At 62.7% G+C, this 13,936-nt stretch carries 12 protein-coding genes; 7 read left to right on the top strand and 5 right to left on the bottom strand.

The genetic code is table 11. From position 1 onward, the window contains the following. Nucleotides 1–10: 10 nt before the first annotated feature. The 3 genes from AAE027_RS22455 to AAE027_RS22445 are packed head-to-tail and all read left to right on the top strand — an operon-like array spanning nucleotide 11 to nucleotide 2,763. The gene (locus tag AAE027_RS22455; RefSeq protein ID WP_370989520.1) at nucleotides 11–862 is read left to right on the top strand and encodes an SURF1 family protein; all 852 of its coding nucleotides are present in this window, start codon (nucleotides 11–13) and stop codon (nucleotides 860–862) included. Next, nucleotides 834–2,240 (top strand): ATP-binding protein, encoded by a 1,407-nt coding sequence (locus AAE027_RS22450; RefSeq protein WP_370989518.1) that lies wholly within the window; start codon nucleotides 834–836, stop codon nucleotides 2,238–2,240. The genes AAE027_RS22455 and AAE027_RS22450 overlap by 29 nt, the downstream gene beginning before the upstream one ends. Beyond that, nucleotides 2,230–2,763 carry a response regulator transcription factor gene (locus AAE027_RS22445; protein WP_370989516.1) on the top strand — a complete coding sequence of 178 codons (534 nt, stop codon included), beginning with the start codon at nucleotides 2,230–2,232 and terminating at the stop codon, nucleotides 2,761–2,763. The genes AAE027_RS22450 and AAE027_RS22445 overlap by 11 nt, the downstream gene beginning before the upstream one ends. A gap of 283 nt (nucleotides 2,764–3,046) precedes the next feature. On the opposite strand, the gene AAE027_RS22440 is transcribed toward AAE027_RS22445, so the two are convergent. The 5 genes from AAE027_RS22440 to AAE027_RS22420 form a co-directional block, all read right to left on the bottom strand. Beyond that, nucleotides 3,047–3,859 carry a CarD family transcriptional regulator gene (locus AAE027_RS22440; protein ID WP_091893477.1) on the bottom strand — a complete coding sequence of 271 codons (813 nt, stop codon included), beginning with the start codon at nucleotides 3,857–3,859 and terminating at the stop codon, nucleotides 3,047–3,049. A gap of 345 nt (nucleotides 3,860–4,204) precedes the next feature. Next, nucleotides 4,205–4,543 carry a ferredoxin FdxA gene (gene fdxA / locus AAE027_RS22435; RefSeq protein WP_091893472.1) on the bottom strand — a complete coding sequence of 113 codons (339 nt, stop codon included), beginning with the start codon at nucleotides 4,541–4,543 and terminating at the stop codon, nucleotides 4,205–4,207. 131 nt (nucleotides 4,544–4,674) lie between these two features. Further along, nucleotides 4,675–4,926 carry an RNA-binding S4 domain-containing protein gene (locus AAE027_RS22430; RefSeq protein ID WP_370989599.1) on the bottom strand — a complete coding sequence of 84 codons (252 nt, stop codon included), beginning with the start codon at nucleotides 4,924–4,926 and terminating at the stop codon, nucleotides 4,675–4,677. Between the two features lie 25 nt (nucleotides 4,927–4,951). Next, nucleotides 4,952–8,332 carry a helicase-related protein gene (locus AAE027_RS22425; RefSeq protein WP_370989515.1) on the bottom strand — a complete coding sequence of 1,127 codons (3,381 nt, stop codon included), beginning with the start codon at nucleotides 8,330–8,332 and terminating at the stop codon, nucleotides 4,952–4,954. A gap of 730 nt (nucleotides 8,333–9,062) precedes the next feature. Continuing rightward, the gene (locus AAE027_RS22420; protein ID WP_164939671.1) at nucleotides 9,063–9,872 is read right to left on the bottom strand and encodes a DUF3108 domain-containing protein; all 810 of its coding nucleotides are present in this window, start codon (nucleotides 9,870–9,872) and stop codon (nucleotides 9,063–9,065) included. A 528-nt stretch (nucleotides 9,873–10,400) separates the two neighbouring features. Here AAE027_RS22420 and rpmB point away from each other — a divergent pair. From rpmB to AAE027_RS22400, 4 genes are all read left to right on the top strand, one after another. Beyond that, the gene (rpmB, locus tag AAE027_RS22415; protein WP_091893463.1) at nucleotides 10,401–10,709 is read left to right on the top strand and encodes a 50S ribosomal protein L28; all 309 of its coding nucleotides are present in this window, start codon (nucleotides 10,401–10,403) and stop codon (nucleotides 10,707–10,709) included. A 237-nt stretch (nucleotides 10,710–10,946) separates the two neighbouring features. After that, nucleotides 10,947–11,888, top strand: coding sequence for an ABC-three component system protein (locus AAE027_RS22410; protein WP_370989514.1), 942 nt, complete (start codon nucleotides 10,947–10,949; stop codon nucleotides 11,886–11,888). Beyond that, nucleotides 11,863–12,099 carry an ABC-three component system middle component 8 gene (locus tag AAE027_RS22405; protein ID WP_370989513.1) on the top strand — a complete coding sequence of 79 codons (237 nt, stop codon included), beginning with the start codon at nucleotides 11,863–11,865 and terminating at the stop codon, nucleotides 12,097–12,099. The genes AAE027_RS22410 and AAE027_RS22405 overlap by 26 nt, the downstream gene beginning before the upstream one ends. Nucleotides 12,100–12,112: 13 nt before the next feature. Continuing rightward, nucleotides 12,113–13,921 (top strand): DUF2326 domain-containing protein, encoded by a 1,809-nt coding sequence (locus tag AAE027_RS22400; protein WP_370989512.1) that lies wholly within the window; start codon nucleotides 12,113–12,115, stop codon nucleotides 13,919–13,921. Nucleotides 13,922–13,936 lie beyond the last annotated feature (15 nt).

Below are 13,936 nucleotides of genomic sequence, written 5' to 3'. Positions count from 1 at the left end.
GCACTCTGACGTGAGCAGGACCCGGACCGTGACGGGCAAGGCGAGTGGGGCGCACAGCAAGGCTGCGCGCTCCCCGTCCCTGTGGCTCACGGTCCTCTCGCTCACGGCCTTTGTGCTTTTGATCGCGCTTGGCGTCTGGCAGATCGAGCGCCGCGCCTGGAAATTGGCGCTGATCGACCGCGTCGAGCAGCGCGTTCATGCCCCGGCGGTGCCGATCCCCTCGGCCGCTTCGTGGCCCAGGATCAGCGCCGCGAACGACGAATACAGGCATGTCAGCGTCACCGGCCGCTTCCTGCACGACCGCGAGACGCTGGTTCAGGCCGTCACCGAGGAAGGCCCCGGTTATTGGGTGCTGACGCCGCTTCTGCGCGACGACGGCACGCAGGTCCTGGTCAACCGCGGCTTCGTGCCGTCCGAGCGGCGCGACGCATCGACGCGCCGGGACGGCAATCCCGACGGCCAGGTCGAGATCACCGGCCTGTTGCGCATGACGGAGCCGAAGGGTGGCTTCCTGCGGAACAACGTGCCCCAGCACAACCGCTGGTACTCGCGGGATGTCGCCGCGATCGCAGCGGCACGCGGCCTCCGCGAGGTCGCGCCCTTTTTCGTGGATGCCGACGCCGGATCACAAATTGCCGGCGGTCCGATCGGCGGATTGACCGTGATCCGCTTTCCCAATAACCACCTGATCTACGCGCTGACGTGGTTTGCCCTGGCTTTCATGCTGGTCGGCAGGCTTTTCGTCACATTCGGCGGCGGGCTGTTCCGCCGCAAACGCTTCGTCCATGAACCGGCCGGCGGCTCCGAGGCCGCTGCCCGCAGGACGGGATCAGATGCTGGAACGATCGTCGAGCCGACCTGACGACGCAAAGTCGAGTCCCCGGACGCTTGCCCATGGCGGCGAGCTGGCCGTGACGCTGCAGTCGCAGGCGGACGCGCGCGGCGGGCTGATCGGCACTGCTCCCACCGACGACGAGACCAACCGCAAGAACATGGCGCTGCTGATCCAGCTGCGCTGGACCGCGGTGGTCGGCCAGATCGTGACCATCGGCGTCGTGCATTTTGGCCTGGGTATTGCCTTGCCGTTGGAACGGATGGGCGCGGTGATCGGCGCGCTGGTGCTGCTCAACGTCTCCAGCCTGGTCTGGGTGCGCCATCGCGCGGCAATCACCAACAATGAGCTCTTGGTCGCGCTGATGCTGGATGTCGCCGCACTGACCGCGCAGCTCTACCTCTCCGGCGGCGCCACCAACCCCTTCACCTCGCTGTTCCTGCTCCAGGTGACACTGGGCGCGGTGCTGCTCGACGCCCGCTCGACCTGGTCGCTGGTGGCACTGACCTGCGCGAGTTTTGTGTGGCTGACGCTCGCTTACCGGCCGCTCGACCTGCCGCCAAATCCCATCAGCGAGACCTACAGCCTCACCGTGACAGGCATGCTGCTGGGCTTCGTTCTCAACGCGGTGCTGCTGGTGGTGTTCGTCACCCGCATCAACAGGAATTTGCGCGAGCGCGACGCGCATCTGGCGGCGCTGCGCCAGCACGCGGCCGAGCAGGATCACATCGTGCGCATGGGCCTGCTCGCCTCCGGCGCGGCCCATGAGCTCGGCACCCCGCTGGCCTCGCTCTCGGTGATCCTCAGCGACTGGCGCCGCATGCCCGATCTCGCCGCCGATCAGGAACTCGCCGAAGATCTCGCGGAGATGGAAACCTCGCTGCAACGCTGCAAATCGATCGTCACGGGCATCCTGGTGTCGGCGGGCGAAGCGCGCGGCGAAGGCTCCTCGCCGACGACGGTGACGGCCTTTGTCACTGCACTGGTGGAGGAATGGCGCGACGCGCGCTCGGCGCGCACGCTCTACTTCGTCAATACGTTCGGCGAGGACGTCGCGATCGTCTCCGACGTCGCGCTGAAGCAGGTGATCTTCAACGTGCTCGACAATGCCTACGAGGTCTCGCGGGAATGGGTCGAGCTCGTCGCCGAGCGCGAGGGCGACAATCTCGTGCTGGCGATCAGCGATCGCGGCCCGGGCTTTGCGCCGGAGATGCTGGCGCAGCTCGGAAAGCCCTATCAGTCGAGCAAGGGTCGTGCCGGCGGCGGGCTCGGCCTGTTCCTGGTGGTGAACGTCGTGCGCAAGTTAGGGGGCAGCGTGACCGCCGAGAACCACAGGAAGCGCGGCGCCACCGTTCGCCTCACGCTGCCGCTCGCAACGCTTGCGATCGGAGGGAATTTTGACGCCTGACCGCTCGCTCATCGTCGTCGAGGACGATGCCGGCTTCGCCCGCACGCTGAAGCGCTCGTTCGAGCGCCGCAGCTACGAGGTCGTGCTCGCCGCCTCGATCGAGGAGGTGCGCCAAGTGCTGGAGGAGCGATCCTTCGGCCATGCCGTGGTCGACCTCAAGCTCGGCGGCGCCTCGGGGCTCGCCTGCGTCGAACTTCTGCACACGCATGATCCCGACATGCTGATCGTGGTGCTGACCGGCTTTGCCAGCATCTCCACCGCCGTCGAGGCCATCAAGCTGGGCGCCTGCCACTATCTGGCGAAGCCGTCGAACACCGACGACATCGAGGCCGCCTTCAACAAGGCCGAAGGCAACGCCGAGGTCGCGCTCGACACCCGGCCGACATCGATCAAGACGCTGGAATGGGAACGCATCCATCAGACCCTGATCGAGACGGATTTCAACATCTCGGAGGCAGCGCGGCGATTGGGGATGCATCGGCGCACGCTGGCGCGGAAGCTGGAGAAGCGGCCGGTGAAGTGAGGCGAAGGCCGGGACCCATAACCACAGTGAGTAGTTTGGCGCGAGATGATCATTGGTAGTCTTTGCCAAATGCAATTCGGTGGTTATGGGTCCCGGCCCCCCGCGCGCAATTGCGCGCTAGGCTGGGACGACACCGCATTTCTTGAACCGGCTTCGCTCCCATTCTCTCCTCGTTGTTCTGGACCAGCGAGCACCGATCCAGTATCTCCGCGCGAGTGCAGACCCAAACAAAAAGCCCGGCCAAACGGCCGGGCTTTTGATCTCTTGCAATCGACTGAGGCGCTTACGCGGCCTCGTCGGCGACGGTGGTATCGTCGCCATCGGTGTCGTCGGTATCGCCCTCGGCATCCGAATCGGCTTCGCCGTCGGCGGCTTCCGCCTTGGCGTTGGCGCGGCGCGGGCTCTTGGCGAGTTGGGCCTCGATCTCCTTGACCGCTTCGGTCTCGGTCGAGTGCTGCACCACCGCGATCTCGCGGGACAGACGATCGAGCGCCGCTTCATAGAGCTGGCGTTCGCTGTAGGACTGCTCCGGCTGCGACTCCGAGCGGTAGAGGTCGCGCACGACTTCCGCGATCGCGACGATGTCGCCCGAATTGATCTTTGCTTCGTATTCCTGGGCGCGGCGCGACCACATGGTGCGCTTGACGCGGGCGCGGCCCTTGAGTGTCTCCAGCGCCTTCTTGACCAGCGCCGGATCGGACAGCTTGCGCATGCCGACATTGGCGACCTTGGCGGTCGGAACGCGCAGCGTCATCTTGTCCTTGATGAAGTTGATGACGAACAGCTCGAGCTTGGCACCGGCGATCTCCTGCTCCTCGATGGCCAGGATCTGGCCGACGCCGTGAGCGGGATAAACCACGAATTCGTTGGCCTTGAAGCCCTGACGCTGGGTCACGACCTTCTTTTCCTCGACCTTCGGCGCAGCAGCGGGCTTGGCGGCCGGCTTGGCAGCGGCAGGAGCCTTGGCATGAGCAGCAGCAACGGGAGCCTTCGGCGCGGCGGGCTTGGCAGCGTGAGCCTTCGCAGGATGAGCCTTGGCAGCAGCAGGCTTGGCAACGGTCGCTTTCGCGGCCGGTTTGGCAGTCTTGTTAGGCATTGCGCTTCTTTTGTTCTTCGAGGACTTTGCAGCCGGCGCCTTCGTCGCGGTCCGACCCTTGGATGCGCTACGGCTGGCCGCGGCGACTTTTTTGGCCTCCTTATGGGAAGCCCTCGCTGAAGTACTCTTTTTACGCGTTTTCTGTGACACAGCCTGCGCGCGGAAAACTGCCACGCCCCTGTTCGACATTTGGTTTCACGGGAACCCAGAGGGGCCAACGGGGCTGACGGGGTTCGGCTTAATGTGCCCAATATAGCACATTTCCCGCAAAAATCAATGATTTAGGGGTCTTGAGGGCTGGTTTTCGGCGGCAACGCCGCTAATAGGGTTAAGTTTGGGCCCTAATTAGTCTCCCGAACCCGGGTTCGGAGAAAAATATTTCTCGAACTTGCCTTCCATGCCGTCGAATTCCTTGGCGTCAGCGGGTGATTCTTTCTTCTGGGTGATGTTCGGCCAGCTCTTGGCATAGTCGGCGTTGACCTGGAGCCACTTTTCCAGGCCCGGTTCCGTGTCCGGCTTGATGGCGTCGGCGGGGCATTCCGGCTCGCACACGCCGCAGTCGATGCACTCGTCGGGATGGATGACGAGCATGTTCTCGCCCTCGTAGAAACAGTCGACCGGGCAGACCTCGACGCAGTCGGTGTACTTGCACTTGATGCAGGCTTCAGTGACGACGTAAGTCATCCAACGCTCCGAAAAGCTCTTTTAAAAGTCGCGGCTTGCGTAGCGCGGATGGCCCGGCGCTGCAAGGTCGGCAACAGCCGATCATGACACTTGTGTGCGTTGATCGGCCAAGAAATGAATACCAAGCGCAATTAATTGCGCTCGCCGAGCTCTTCATAGAGCACGCGGGCCGAGGCGGCATCGCCGCGGCGTTCGCTGAAGGCTGTGACCTTCAACACGCGCACGGTGCGATCGAGCGCGATGGTGACGACATCGCCGAGCTTGATCGCATGCCCCGGCGATGTCTCGCGCGTACCGTTGACGCGAACATGGCCGGTAACGACCAGCTCAGCGGCGGAGGTCCGCGCCTTCACCACCCGCGCGTGCCACAGCCATTTGTCGATGCGCTGCCGCTCGGTCGCCGTGGGATCACTCCTTCCGGCCGGACAGCTGCTCTTTCAGCGCGGCAAGCTTGGCGAACGGCGAGTTCGGATCGACCGGGCGATCGCGCTCGCGCGGGTTCGCGCTGGAGGCATAGGGACGCAGCGACGGACCGGACTCACGGTCGCGGCGGTCGCGGCCCTTGTCGCGGTCGCGGCCCCGATGCTCGCGACCACCGTCGCGATCGCCGGGCTTACCCTTGTTGCGATCGCGGTCCTTGCCCTGGAAGCTGCGATTCCTATCCTCGCGGCGATCACCGCCCTCGCCACCTTCGCGCGGCTTGCGAAAATCCTTGGCCCCATCGCGGCGATGACCACCATGACGATGGCGCTCGCCGCGTTTCTCGCCGTCGGCTGACTGCGCGGCTTCGCCCGGCGCGGCCGTGGCGCCCTCTGCAGCCGCCTGCGGACGGTGATGGTGACGCTGGTGGCGATGGCGCTCGTGGCGCGGCTTGCGGTCCTCGTGACGGCCGCCGGGACGCCAGACCTCGACGAGTTCGGGCTCCGCCGGCGTCGCCGCAGCCTCAGGCGCGGCAGCGTCAGGCGATGCGGCAGCTTCCGTTGCCGCGGTCTCGGCGGCGGCGGCTTCGAGGCCGGCAGCCTCCGCCGGCGCAGCGGTCTCTTCCACCGGCGGCGCGATGCCGGGGGCATCTTCGGGCGTGACGGGAGCCTCGGGCGAAGCTTCCAGCGCCGGCTCCGCGGGCGCCGCCTCGTCCTGCGGCTCCACGCCGGGCGCGTCTTCGACGGTGACGGGTTCAGCGGCGGCATCCGTGGATGCCTCCGCGGGCAGGCCCGCAACGGCCTCCGCCGCGGTCTCGGTCTCGGTTTCGGTCGAGGTCTCCGCGCTGCCCTCGGCGGGCGGCGTCTCTGCCGCGATGGTCTCGGTCACCACAGGCTTTTGTGGCAGCGGTGGACGCTTCTCCATGCGATAGCCGAGCGCGCGCAGCACGGACGCAAAATCCTCGCCGGCCGATCCCGTGAGCGAGGTCATCGCCTGCGTCACCACGAAGCTGCGGCCGTCGAACGCGCCGGCGGGCTTTTCGCCGGGCGAATTCTCGCGCCAGGCCAGCGCGGGGCGGATCAGATCGGCAAGCCGCTCCAAAATGTCGACGCGCACGGCGCGCTCGCCGGCCTGCTTGTAGCCGAGCACGCGATAGGCATCGCGCGGCAGCTGCTTGTCGACCGGGAACGAGGTGCGGCCCGACGATGCCAGATGCTGCGCGCCCGAGAGCGCGGAGAGATCGACATTGTCCTGCTTCAGCGCCCAGAGCAGCGCTGCCAGCGCGCGCGCGGCGGGCTTGAGCAGACCGGGGAAATAGATGTGATAGGCGCCGAAGCGGACGCCGTATTTGCGCAAGACCGCGCGCGAGGGCTGATCGAGATCCTTCAGCTCGTTCGCGATTCGGGGACGCTCGAGCACGCCGAGCGCCTCGACCAGCTGATAGGCGATGCCGCGGGCGATGCCGGTGACATCCTCGGCCTTCGACAGCTCGAACATCGGCCCGAGCAGCTTTTCGATATGCGTCTTGAGCCAGAGCTCGAGCCGCGCCTGCACTTTTTCGCGCGGCGCCCCAGTCAATCTCTCGTCGGAGATGATGCGGATGCGCGGATGCAGCGCGTCGTCGGCGGCGGAGAGGCGCGCCACGGCATCGCCGGTCCAGCGGATGATTCCTTCCGAGGTCAGCACGAACTGCTCGTCCGGCGCGTTGCCAAGCTTCTCGGCGCGCGTGTTGATCTCGCCGGCGAGCACCGCTTGCGCTGCAGCCTGCAAGGCTTTCGCATCGGAGCCGGCTTCCGCCACGTCCGGTGCAAAGGTGAAGCCGTCGAGGCGGCCGATGACATGGCCTTCGACGATGACTTCGCCGGTCTTGCCGATTTCAGTATTCAAGCTCGTGTTCTCCCGCAGGCGGCGCATCAATACACTGGTCCGACGATCAACGAAACGCTCAGTCAAGCGTTCATGGAGCGCATCCGATAATTTATTTTCGACCTCCCGCGCGATCCCCTGCCAGCGCTCGGGGTCTTTCAGCCAGTCCGGGCGGTTGGCGACGAAGGTCCAGGTGCGAATCTGCGCGATCCGGGCCGACAGCGTGTCGATGTCGCCGTCGGTGCGGTCGGCCTGGTCGACCTGGGCGGCAAACCAGGCATCGGGGACGCATCCCTTCTGCATCAGGAAGCCGTAGAGCGTCGTCACCAGCTCAGCATGGGCGGCGGGCGACAGCTTTCGGTAATCGGGGACCTGGCAGGCCTCCCAGAGGCGTTCCACGGCGTCTTTGCCATGCGCGATATCGCGCACCTCGCCGTCGCGGGCGGCGTGGTCGAGGACGCGCGTGTCCTCGGCAACCGGCGCGCGCGTCAGCGCCTCATGGCCCGGGGCCAAGTTCAACGACACCTGGAGCGCGCCGAGCGAGGAGAAATCCAGCTTCGAGTTGCGCCATTGCAGCATCTTCACGGCATCGAAGGTGTGGTTCTGCAGCGCGTTGACGAGCTCGGGCTCGAACGGGGCGCAGCGGCCGGTGGTGCCGAAGGTGCCGTTGCGCGTGGCACGGCCGGCGCGGCCCGCGACCTGCGCGAACTCGGCCGGGGTGAGGCGGCGGAACTGGTAGCCGTCGAACTTGCGGTCGGAGGCAAAGGCGACGTGGTCGACATCGAGATTGAGGCCCATGCCGACTGCGTCGGTGGCGACGAGATAGTCGACATCGCCGTTCTGGAACATCGCCACCTGCGCATTGCGCGTGCGAGGGCTGAGCGAGCCCAGCACCACGGCGGCGCCGCCATGCTGGCGGCGGATCAGCTCGGCGATGGCGTAGACCTCGTCGGCCGAGAACGCGACGATGGCGGTGCGGCGCGGCTGGCGCGTGATCTTGCGGTCGCCGGCGAATTCGAGGCTGGACAGGCGCGGCCGCGTGATCATGGACACGCCCGGCAACAGCCGCTCGATGATCGGGCGCATGGTGGCAGCGCCGAGCAGCAGCGTCTCGTTGCGGCCGCGGCGGTTGAGGATGCGGTCGGTGAAGACGTGGCCGCGTTCGAGGTCAGAAGCGATCTGGACCTCGTCGATGGCGAGGAACGAGACATCGAGGTCGCGCGGCATCGCCTCGACGGTCGAGACCCAATAGCGCGGCTTCTTCGGCTTGATCTTCTCTTCGCCGGTGACGAGTGCGACGCTCTCTGGCCCCGCGCGATCGGCGATCTTGTTGTAGACCTCGCGCGCCAGCAGGCGCAGCGGCAGCCCGATCATGCCGGAGGGATGCGCCAGCATCCGCTCGATGGCGAGATGGGTCTTGCCGGTGTTGGTCGGCCCGAGCACTGCAGTGACGCCGGCGCCGGGCGCGCGCTCGGAAGCGAAGGGGGAGGGAGAGAAAGCCATATCCAGGGATTAGGTAGTGGCGATTTGGGCGAATGTCAGTGCCGTTTTGGGGCGGGAGCGCGAAGCGCTTGAAAGTCACCTCACCCCGCTTGCGGGGAGAGGTCGGCGCGAAGCGCCGGGTGAGGGGGCTCTCCGCGAGTCGAACTGTCTCCGTTTTCGCGGATGCAGCCCCTCACCCCAACCCTCTCCCCGTAAGAACGGGGAGAGGGAGAAGAGAGCGCTCCCCAAACCTCGCGCAACTGTCTCACTTTGCGACGCTTTTCCCGTTGGCCTTAAGCTTCGGAACGACTCTAGAACGAATCGCGGCCGAATCGCTGACTCCCTGATGAGTCCTGTTCCGTTCACGCAACATGTCGCGGGACTCTTATTGGTTGCGCACTAGATGGAGTTTTGCCCGACTGCACAAGCGACGTTTCGGTGGCGGGTTTCTTAAAATTGGGGATGGCGCGGAGTCGAATCAGAATCGGGCGGGAGTCAAATGGATTCCCGTCTCGCCGGCCTGCCACAACAAAAAGTGCGAAAACGACCCCATGCACAGTAGCACATCATTGAATTTGCACACTTTCTTACCCTCCCCTGGAGGGGGAGGGTCGGCGCACATGGAGCGCAGCGAAATGCGCGACGGGGTGGGGTGATCTCTCCCCACGGGCACTGTTCGTGCGGAGAGATCACCCCACCCCGCTCGCGCTACGCGCGATCGACCCTCCCCCTCCAGGGGAGGGTGAAGGCGCTACTGCGTCTTCGCCACGCGCGGCGGCTGGGGGGAGGTGATGAAGCTGGTCGCTTCCAGCATGGCCGGCCCCAGCGGCGTCGGCACTTTCAGCCAGAACGGGACCAGGATGCGCGTGCCCGCAACCGGCGCAAACGCGATCTCGATGTTGCGCTGGGCGGCGAGGTATTTGATCACGGGGCGGTCGGGGATGTAGCCGGCGACAGGGACGAAATAGAGCGCGCAGACCACGACCGGGCCCCTATACCCCTTCTCGGCCTTGACGCTCTCCATGCGCTTGAAATCGAGTTTTAGGTCGTAGCGCATGCGGCCGTCGAACACGGGCGCGGCGTTGTGGCAGGCCTCCGGCGAGACCGGATCGCCGGTGCCGGGCACGCGCAGCAGCGAGGCCGTCATCGGATCCCAGACGCCGCGGCGATGCGCCTCGGTGACGACGATACGGTCGGGATCGACCGGCGGCTCCGGCAGGATCGCGAACTCCTTCACATTGCCCTTGTCGAGGGTGATGCGGATCTCTTCGGTCTTCTTCGAGGTGGTGGTGGAGGCCTGGTAGCCGGTCGCAACCAGCGCGCCGTTGACGACGCGGCCCTGCGAGGCGCCGGTGCCGGAGCCGCCGGTGAACGACTTCAAGATCCCGGTGGTGCCGCCGGAAGCCGCGGCCGCGAACACGTCGTCCTGGATGTCGATGTTCCAGGCGCCCCTGCCGACGGGAATGCCCGCCAGCGTCGCCTCATACTGCGCCTCGAGCTTGCCCTGCGCCGCCACGGGCTCGGCCGCCCACGCCACGGCGAGGCCGCACAGGGCCGCCAGGGCCAGCTGGCCGGCAGAGCGCCGCCGGGGCGAAACGGGGGACGAGGTGGGCACGAAGCTTTCCAATCGGGGCGCCAATCGATGCGTTACTTAAGCCGAAATCGGCGGCAGGCAATGCGTCCGGGCGCGCAGGTGCGGAACTCCACCGGATTCTTCCGGTGCGATTACGCCCTTTATGTGATGGTAAGGCGTTCCGATCATTGCCGTTTTGGTGATTGGGGCGGGTCAGAAGCGCACACCTCTCCCCACCCCCTCCGCCGTCATGCCCCGGCTTGACCGGGGCATCCAGTACGCCGCGCCCCCTCGACTCCGGCCGCGCCGTCTCGGAATACTGGATCGCCCGCCTGCGCGCGCGATGACACCGCGGGTGGGCATTGCGCCGGGCACGAAACCCACCCCAAATCCTTGACTACCCGCCCCTTCCCCCCTATACGTCCGCCCGCTCCCTGCAAGGACAGAGAATTCGCCCCCGTGGCGCCCAGAATGGCGGCCGCAACTCGTTGGGGGTTTAGGATAAGGATTTTTGCCATGTCTCGCCGCTGCGAACTGACGGCCAAGGGCCCCCTCGTCGGCCACAAGGTCAGCCACTCCAACATCAAGACCAAGCGCCGCTTCCTGCCGAACCTCGTCAACGTGACGTTCATCTCGGAAGCCCTGGGCCGCAACGTGCGCCTGCGCGTCTCCACCACCGCGGTCAAGAGCGTCGACCACAATGGCGGCCTCGATGCCTTCCTGCTCAAGGCCAAGACCGACGCCCTCTCCCCGCGCGCCCTCGAGCTGAAGCGCGCCATCCAGAAAAAGGTCGGCGACACCGCGCCGGTCAAGAAGGCCAGCTAAGTTTTTCAGAATTGGGCGGGGGCTAAGTTACGTCGCGTGGCGTAGGCTTAGCCAGTAGAGTTTTGCGTTACGGCCGGATCGGAAGATCCGGCCGTTTTTGTTTTGGGGAGCCCAGGCCCCACAGTCCCGAAGATCACAAACCAGTGGATGCCCGACTTGATGGTGCACCGCGTTACAGCCTAGAGTTTAGCCAGAGAATCGTCGCCACTTTCCTCATACCTTTTGGGAAAATTTCTATTGCACCGAACGTTTCCAATACACGATCTTTCAGACGACGAGTTCGAGACGCTCGTCGCAGCAATCTGCTACCATGTTCTAGGTACAGGCATCATCGTTTTTGCTACCGGTCCCGACGGTGGAAGAGACGGCCTCTTCAGTGGAACGGCGAGCAAGTTTCCTAGTACCGCGGCTCCGCTCGCTGGCAAGTTCGTCGTCCAAGCCAAACACACACAGAACCCTGCCGCCTCCTGCGCAGATTCCATTTTTGGAAGGATACTGACCGGCGAACACTCGAAGATTACGAAGCTCATCGAAACTGGGGAGCTGGAGCACTATCTCGTATTCACAAACCGCAAAAAACCAGCGAACGACGCCGTCGCCAAGGAACAGGCGTTACTGGCGTTAGGCCTCGCATCCGCGCACCTTCTCGGAGCCGAACAACTACGGTTCTGGCTTACACTCCATCCAGACATCTGGTCGAAGCTTGGATTTGATCGATTTGAAACACCACTGCGAATTCAAGTTGATGACCTCACCGCAGTAGTAATTGCATTCCATCAGACCGTCAGCGGCACACTCGCAGCCGCGGACGGCACGGATTTTACATACGTCTCGAAGCCAAAAAAGAACAAGATCAACAAACTGAGTGATGCCTATTGGGAAGAAATTCGAACTCGGTCCCTACCGTACTTCAAGACCATAGAGGACTTCCTAAAAAACCCGCGCAACATTGACTTCAGAGAGATGTATGAGGACACCGCCGACGAGATCAGGCGCAAACTGATCGCTAAGGATACTCCATTCGAAAGTTTCGATGATGCACTCACTTTCATCATAGACCTAGTCACAACCAACAATCCAAGCCTGAACAAACGTCGGCGATTCGCGTCTCTCTTTCTGCACTACATGTATTACACTTGCGACATAGGCCAACATGCTGATCCCCTCGAAGCATCTTGATCTAGATAGAGCTGTCGTTCGGGTCGCCAGCGAGCTTCTGGTCGAGCTGCGTCGAAGACGAATCATGGAATACGATTCGGCGATGCGATTGATCAAGCGTCGAATAGGAGACGATGGCGAAGCCGTAATCGCGCCCGCGATAAGCTTTCTATTCCTCATAGGCCGGCTCGAATATCATTCGAAGAACGATACGTTCGAATATCGAGCATGATGAAGTCACAGCCGTGCAACTAAACCGATTGTATTCAAATCTTGATCATCTCTTTACCCCGATCCACTTCAACGCGGGCCCCGCCTCTTCGTTGCTCAACGTAGTGTTTGCGGAGGTAACACGAAAGCGCGCGCGAGATGGAGATTCGCACAATCTCGGCAAGACAACTTTGATCGCGCTGATTGACTTTGTGCTGCTGAAAGACATCTCTGGCGCAGATCACTTTCTTGCCAAACACAAGGATCGCTTCAACGATTTCGTTTTCTACTTCGAGATCTTCACGCACGAAGGCACGTGGGTAACAATTCGACGATCGGTAATGGAACCAAATGAGATCAGCCTGATAAAGACCGATATCAGCATCGCTGATGCGCGCGAGCGGCCGAGTGAGGATTGGGACCACTGGAACATAAATCTGACTGCGGCGCGGCAGGCACTTGATGCGTACCTCAATCTGAAGATGGTTGCCCCATGGGACTATCGAACCGGCGTATCGTACTTCTTGCGAACGCAAGCAGACTACACTGAATACTTTCAGATTCAGAAGTTTATGCGGGGACAAGACCGGGCATGGAAGCCATATTTGGCGGCGATCCTAGGCCTAGACCACGAAGCAGTATCCTTGAAGTACTCTGTAGAGGATCAAATTGCCGAGCTCACGGCAGGGCGAGATAAGCGGTTAGCTGAGATTGATCCCCAAGATCAGGATCGTGGCGAACTATCTACCCGAATTGAGATTGCCCGAGATGAAATATCGGAGATTGATCGCAAGTTGGACGGCTTCGACTTTCACGAGGTCGAACTCCAGATAAATAAGCGTGTTGTAGACGCTGTAGAGGCGACCATCACCGAGATCGGAGAAGAGTTATACGATCTTGACGTCGATATAGCCCAGCTTGAGCGCTCCATTAAATCGGGGATCAAGTTTGATGTTCGGCGTATTCAGCAGATTTATTCGGAAGCGCTCGTCGTCTTGCCCGTCGCGCTCGTCCGTAGCTACGAGGAGCTCATCGAATTCAATCAAAAGCTAACTACAGAACGAAATCGGGCTTTGCGGAAACGCATACAAGAGCTGAAGGCTAGGCGCGATACGCTATCTGAAGAACATCGCAAGAAGAGCGACGAACGACAGCGGCTGATGTCGATCGTGCAGCAGGCTGATACGTTTCGCAAGTATAAAGCCCTTCAGGCCGAGCAATCCCAGCGCCGAGCACGCCTAACCTTTCTAGAAGCTCAACTAGCTCGTGTAGATGCGGTGGCCGACATCGAGCGAACGCTTCGAGAGTTACGTGGACGCAAAGATGCCGCGACCTCTGCGATCGAACGAAGCCTAGAAAGAGGCAGCCCGGTGCAGGCTGCTGTAACCCGTTATTTTAATCGCTTTGTCAAACTCATTCTCGGGATAAACGGCGAATTCATCGTCAGCGGCAACACGAACGGCAATCTTGAGTTTGAGATACGAACTAAGGATGTTGTCGGTATCGATACTAGTCAGGACCAGGGACATTCGTATCATCGATTGCTCTGCGCGCTCTTCGACCTCTCCGTCCTTCGTGCATTGGACAAGGCCCCGTTTTATCATTTCGTGTATCACGATGGGATATTCGAGGGCCTGGACAACAGGGTTAAGCTACGCCTGCTTGACCTCATTCGTGAGATCGTCTCCGAGGGGAGAATCCAATATATTTTTTCCATCATAGACGCTGATCTTCCACGCAATCCTGAGACGCAGGAGCAAATCCGGTTCTCACCTGACGAAATTGTGCTTACCCTCAACGACCAAGGGGACAGTGGCCGACTGTTCAAAATGCCACCGTTCTAATCTACTCTGCCTTCG

It is taken from the genome of Bradyrhizobium sp. DN3 (genome assembly GCF_041357655.1).
GTDB lineage: Bacteria > Pseudomonadota > Alphaproteobacteria > Rhizobiales > Xanthobacteraceae > Bradyrhizobium.
Note: the sequence above shows the minus strand (reverse complement) of the source record. Positions and strands in the feature narration are given on the sequence as shown.